A 5,558-nucleotide genomic window follows, 5' to 3' on the forward strand; every position below is an offset into this window, starting at 1 on the left:
GTTATGATGTGATCTCAATTGTTCAGCAAATAAATCAATGTTCTGTTTCAGATGCGCTGAAATATTTGAAGAAATTTGATTTTTCTATTCAAAAAAATGACAGAATTGAAGAAAGCGACCGAAGCAAAAATTATTCTATAATTAAATTGAGTGAAATTCAGCATCCTGCATTAATCCAATATTTAAAATCCAGAAAAGTGCATGAACAAAAAGATTTAGTGCAAGAAATTGAGTATATATTGAATGGTAAGAAATATTTCGGAATCGGTTTTTTTAATAGTACTGAAGGAGTGGAAATCCGAAATAAATATTCTAAAATTTGCTTAGGTAAAAAGGATGTTACTTTAATTGAAAATGAAAGAAATAAGAACAGAGAAATTGTCGTTTTTGAAGGTTTTTTCGATTATCTAACTTACCGAAATATTGAGAAAATAGAAAATTTTAATTCAGATTATCTGATTCTAAATTCTACAGCAATGCTTTTTAAAGTTGACGAAATTTTGAAAAAATATGATAAAATTTCACTTTTTTTGGACAATGATGCAAATGGAAAAACGACCAAGGAAATTACTCAAAAAAAGTATAAAAATGTTGAGGATTGCTCTTTATTGTACTTGGGTTTTAAGGATTTGAATGAGTGGTTTTGCACAAAAAAATAAGAGACCAAATTGAAAACAAGTTTATAGCTCTTTATATTTCAAAATGGCTTCTTCAAAATCATCTTTTATAAATTCCCAATGTTTTCCATGAAGACAAATAGGATTGAAATCATCATCTGCAAGAATGAAATTGGTGAAATTTTCTAAAATTAATTCTTTGTCGTGGCTGTATGGATAACGTTGCAGATGGAGTTCCAGCATTTTATTAATACTGTAATCAGGAAGAACTTCATGCAGATCCCAAAAATCTTTTTTTCGTCCACCTCTTTGTACCACGTCAATTTTCATTGCAATGATTTCCTCTATCGTTGCAAATCGAATTTCATCTTCTATTTTTGCAGGTTGTATATAAGAATCGGTATAATACAAATCCAGTTTAACCGTATTTTCTTTGTCAGTTCCGATGAAATAAGATTTCCCCATTGCAGGTTCCAATTCAGAAAAAGTATCGATGTAAGCAAAATTACTTTTGAGAAAGAGATCAATTTTTTCAAAATCAATGCTTCCATATTGCAAATCGCTGAATAAATCAATATCCACCGAAATCCGGTGTCCCAATTGCAAACTTAAAGCTGTTCCGCCTACCAATCTGAAATTTTCAAAAACATCAGATTCCATAAGGATTTGAAGACTGTTTTTCAGTACATCATTTACTGTGTTATAATACAACATAGTACAGAATTAAGAAATTGGATGAAGTTGCATTGGCTTCGTCTTTTTAGAATGAAGAGCGGTATTGATTTTCTGTTGACCATAAAAACGCGAAATTTCCGTCTTTTCTTCTTCGTTTCCACGTTCAAAAATACGATGGATAACCGCCTGATATTGTTTGTCCCAATCTATTTGATTAATGTCTGTATCCCAAAATAAGGATTTTCGGAGAATAGAAAGGTTAGGACTGTGGTTTTGTATTTTTTCTTTTTCTTTCCATATTTCGTAATAACTCTGAAGAATGACAATTGTTCCTTCTTCCAGCTGCAATTCTTTTTCTATTTTTAAAGCTAAAGAAACAGGGATATTTCTTCTTCCTTTTGTTATCTCATTAAATGTTTGAGGATATTCGCCCACAGCTATGGCAAAAGGTCTCTTTTTGAGCGAACGTTTTTGTAGTTCTCGCTCAAGAATAATTCCCGGATGGATGCCTTTGTATTTTATAAGTTGTGAATTCATACTACAAATATAAACAAATTTGTTTACATTTTATAAAAGCAGATTTGATTTAATTATTCATGGAAAAACATTTCTTATCATGTTTTTTTTTCAAAATATTGCAGATCAATATTACTTGTTAAATCAGCTTCTAACTCAGGTCTGGCTTTTTACTATTGCAAATGTAGGAAAGCATCATTCACTCAAAAAAATCTTTTTGGGTTTCTAAAAAAATTCTCTCCACTTCGCTCCGACAATTTTCCCAGACACTCCTAAATCCTACGGACAAAAAGATTTCAAGCCCGATTCAAAACATGTATTCAATTAAGAGAACTGAATCGGGTTTTGTGTGCCTGATACTTTCCTATAATCATGGGCAAAGAAAAAGCCGGAACCTCAGTTATACGAATCAATTCAATCACAGTTGCTCTTTTACATCAATGAAAATTATCAAACGAAACAACGATAAATAATGCTTTTCTAATTTGAAAAAAGCATAAAAAAGAAAAAAACCGAGTGTCCTCGAAACCAAATCAATTTAATCGAAAAATTTCAACTGAAAAAAAATAAGTATTAACAATCAAAAACAAAACATTATGAACATCATTGGAAGAATTACCAAAAACGCAGAAATCAACACGTTGAAAAACGACAAACAAGTTGTGAATTTCTCAGTAGCCATCAACGACAGCTACAAAAACAAACAAGGTGAGCGTGTAGAGCAAACGACTTATTACAATTGCTCCTATTGGATAAGTCCAAATGTCGCAAAAATCCTTAACAAAGGAGCTTTGGTCGAGTTAACTGGCAGAGCAAGTTCGAGTGCATGGATTGGAAAGGACGGCGAAATCCGTTCGGGATTGAATTTCCATACCTCAAATATCAAATTACACGGTGGTGGTAAGAATTCGGAAGTAGAAGATATACCATTTTCAAAATTGAAGAAAACCGCAGTTACACAAGAAGAAACAGATGATGATTTACCTTTTTAATTTTCATCAATTAAACAGAAAAAATCATCTAAAATTCAAAGTTTTTAATCTAAAATTTAACGAAAATGCAAACCAATTTTTTTAGACAAATCGCCAATATCAATCTTACAGGCGATTTACAAATTACATTAACGCAAACCACAGAAAATAATTATGTAGTTTCCGTACTGCTCAAAAACGAGCGGTGTGGTGATGAAGCGAGGAAGACCATTCCGCCACTTAATTTAAGAGGAACAGCGGAAGATTTAGACAACGGTTTTTTCGAAAGTATAACACAGCCTTTACAAACCGCTTCGGGATTAATGGTGGATATGGAAAGTTTTATGAAACAACTTGAAGTAGCCAAAAAGAAATCGGCAATGGAAAAGGAGAGATCCGACAAGGAGAAAAAAGAAAAGGAGACCAAAGACAAAAAGTACAACGAATCATTACAGAAAGCCGAGGAACTTGAAAAAGAGGGTAAATATAAAGAAGCGTGGTCTGTTCTTCCGAAAGGTTCGGAATATCCCGAATACGCTGAAATTATTCGCAAAAAACAAGATGAATACGAAAGTCATTTTGCACCAAGTCTTTTTACTGAAAATCAACCCTAAATCCTCATTTCAAAAACCTAATCCCTAAAACCTAAATATGTTATTAGCAACGCAATTAGAAAGAGTTTTTATACTCAAAGATAAAGGACAGGAAATCCGATTGACTGACCCCGAACCGAAATGGAGTGTAGAATCCGTGATGAATTTTTATTCCAATACTTACCCAATTCTAACCATCGCCAAAGTTTCTGCACCACAAATTAAAGATGATACGATTCAATACAAATTTGAAAGTGTGATGGGAACAAAAGGATAACAGGTTTATTGCGGTTGGCTTTTAACAATTAGTATTAAAGCCAACCGCCATTTGCCAATAATTAACAGCAAAATAAAAATGAATGCAACCCAAAACCATATCAGGATTAATAAAACCACCCGAAGAAAAAAAACAGAAACAACTTCACCGACAATTGGGAGAATTTACAGATTGGATGAAACAGGAAAAAGACACTTCAGAAATCCAAAAAGACCAAAGGAAATCAGTTCCGATAACTCAACTTCCAATGGTTTTTTGAAAACTACTTTTCTGCCAAAACTAAAAGAATATGAAACTGAAACAACTCAACAAAATGGCAGAAAAATTACCAAAATGGAAAGGGATTTTTACCAATCTCTTTCCCGATTGGCAAATCACTATGGAATAAACCCAATGCCGACAAAAGAGTTTGAATATCCGTATAATATTACACTTTCACTGTTTGATGTGGAAAAACAATTGAAAAATAAAATCGAAAATTGGGATAATATTCGATTAATTCAGAAAGAGAACAAAACCTATTTCATCAGCGAAGAAAGATGCAATTCTGGTTCGAACCTTTTTTACATTCCTGTTATTCCGCTTTACAAAATTTTGAAAAATAAGCAACGGAAAAAATCGGCTCAATTGCTTTTGTCTGTTTGTGCTTATTTGTACCGAAATGCTGATATTCCTTACTTCCGACAAGAAAATTCTTATCTGTATTGGAATTACGAAATGCTGACGGATTGGCTTGAAGAGGATGAAGAAATAGACGAAAACCATCTCTACAAAAAAGAACTTCAACAAGCGGAAATTATTGGTGATTTAATGGAACAGAAAATTTCGCACCGCAAAAATTTAGAAATATTTGGGAAACGGCTTGAAAAATTTAAACCCAAAGACGATTTTGATGAAGAATGCTTTCAACTTTCAAAAAAGGCACTTCAACTTTATAATGATTATCCCGAAGAATGTTATTTCCGAAATGCTCATTTTAATAATGTTCCGAAGCAGGAAAATGCGGAGGAAGATGAATATTATGATGAAGAAACGGTTGTTTCAATGGATAAATATGTTTCTTTTTTTGCTGATGATAAAGGATGGGTTTATCAAAATCTTATTGATTGTGTAAATAATGAGTTTAATGAATATGCAGAATTACAAGAACCAATGATTTTTAAAGCTTTCAACGGAAGTGATATTACCAAAAATAACCTTGATTTTGAAAACCGTCTGTTTGAGATTTTAATTCAACTTTCAATATTATTAGGAAGTTAATTTCAAAAAAAATGAATGTATTTCATTAAATAAATCCCAAAAAAATAAAAATTAACGATATGGAAAACGATAAAACAAAAAACGAAATCATTGATATTAGCAACAATTTCGGGATACTTTATCACCCAAAATCGGCATTGGTTTTTTATCAAACTGAAAATCCTAATCGCGAAACTTATGTGGAATTTTTCGATATGGACGAAAATGGAAATCCCATCAACGCTCATCCTTTGACCGTGAGAGAGGCACAAAGACTTTCAAAAACGCTGAATATTCAAAATAAAAAGGATAAAGATTTTTTGAAACCGAAAGGTATTATTTCTCCAAGTATTTTGTTTACTGATTCTTCTGAAAATGGAAAAGTAATTTGGTTTACCCAAGAACAGGAAAGAGATTTGTTTTTTGTGAAAAATCTGAATATTCCCAACGGAAAAGCAAATGTTCCGCCACTTCTTTGGATTGCAAATAAACAGAATTTGAAAATTTTCGCTTTAGAAATCGACCAACGTCCCGATGAAAGTACGTTACTTTTCCACGCTCCATTTTTTAATGTTTATGAAAACGGAAATGTTTGTATGGGAACGGTGGATGTAAGAATTAAAAATTCTACTTCACTTGAAGAATTTACCGAAAGTTGGGAGCATTATTT

General features: G+C 32.2%; 8 protein-coding genes. 6 read left to right on the forward strand and 2 right to left on the reverse strand.

Features of this window, described 5'->3' with window-relative positions; genetic code table 11:
- The coding region (locus WBY99_RS08085; RefSeq protein WP_423975825.1) for a toprim domain-containing protein at positions 1-659 on the forward strand (659 nt) is incomplete at its 5' end.
- Between the two features lie 21 nt (positions 660-680).
- On the opposite strand, the gene WBY99_RS08090 is transcribed toward WBY99_RS08085, so the two are convergent.
- Together WBY99_RS08090 and WBY99_RS08095 are read right to left on the reverse strand one after the other, a co-directional pair.
- Entirely contained in the window at positions 681-1,331 is a 651-nt protein-coding gene (locus WBY99_RS08090) for a nucleotidyl transferase AbiEii/AbiGii toxin family protein (protein ID WP_423975826.1), read from the reverse strand.
- A 9-nt stretch (positions 1,332-1,340) separates the two neighbouring features.
- On the reverse strand, positions 1,341-1,829 hold the full coding sequence (locus WBY99_RS08095) for a helix-turn-helix transcriptional regulator (RefSeq protein WP_282905215.1): 489 nt from the start codon (positions 1,827-1,829) through the stop codon (positions 1,341-1,343).
- A gap of 575 nt (positions 1,830-2,404) precedes the next feature.
- Between WBY99_RS08095 and WBY99_RS08100 the strand changes: the two genes are divergently transcribed.
- From WBY99_RS08100 to WBY99_RS08120, 5 genes are all read left to right on the forward strand, one after another.
- Positions 2,405-2,800 carry a single-stranded DNA-binding protein gene (locus tag WBY99_RS08100; RefSeq protein WP_423975827.1) on the forward strand — a complete coding sequence of 132 codons (396 nt, stop codon included), beginning with the start codon at positions 2,405-2,407 and terminating at the stop codon, positions 2,798-2,800.
- Positions 2,801-2,865: 65 nt separating this feature from the next.
- Positions 2,866-3,393, forward strand: coding sequence for a PRTRC system protein E (locus WBY99_RS08105; protein ID WP_423975828.1), 528 nt, complete (start codon positions 2,866-2,868; stop codon positions 3,391-3,393).
- 37 nt (positions 3,394-3,430) lie between these two features.
- On the forward strand, positions 3,431-3,649 hold the full coding sequence (locus WBY99_RS08110) for a PRTRC system protein C (protein WP_423975829.1): 219 nt from the start codon (positions 3,431-3,433) through the stop codon (positions 3,647-3,649).
- A gap of 78 nt (positions 3,650-3,727) precedes the next feature.
- Positions 3,728-4,909: a hypothetical protein gene (locus WBY99_RS08115; protein WP_423975830.1), complete on the forward strand. Its 1,182-nt coding sequence runs from the start codon at positions 3,728-3,730 to the stop codon at positions 4,907-4,909.
- Positions 4,910-4,968: 59 nt separating this feature from the next.
- Positions 4,969-5,558 (forward strand): PRTRC system protein B (locus tag WBY99_RS08120; RefSeq protein ID WP_423975831.1); only part of this gene is annotated, 590 nt, incomplete at its 3' end.

Source organism: Kaistella sp., assembly GCF_049588135.1.
Lineage (GTDB): Bacteria > Bacteroidota > Bacteroidia > Flavobacteriales > Weeksellaceae > Kaistella.

Bases quoted from the DNA above. Each gene is read 5' to 3' on its own strand.
- WBY99_RS08100 (WP_423975827.1), top strand. From the start codon at position 2,405: ATGAACATCATTGGAAGAATTACCAAAAACGCAGAAATCAACACGTTG.
- WBY99_RS08115 (WP_423975830.1), top strand. From the start codon at position 3,728: ATGAATGCAACCCAAAACCATATCAGGATTAATAAAACCACCCGAAGA.
- WBY99_RS08095 (WP_282905215.1), bottom strand. From the start codon at position 1,829: ATGAATTCACAACTTATAAAATACAAAGGCATCCATCCGGGAATTATT.
- WBY99_RS08090 (WP_423975826.1), bottom strand. From the start codon at position 1,331: ATGTTGTATTATAACACAGTAAATGATGTACTGAAAAACAGTCTTCAA.
- WBY99_RS08105 (WP_423975828.1), top strand. From the start codon at position 2,866: ATGCAAACCAATTTTTTTAGACAAATCGCCAATATCAATCTTACAGGC.
- WBY99_RS08110 (WP_423975829.1), top strand. From the start codon at position 3,431: ATGTTATTAGCAACGCAATTAGAAAGAGTTTTTATACTCAAAGATAAA.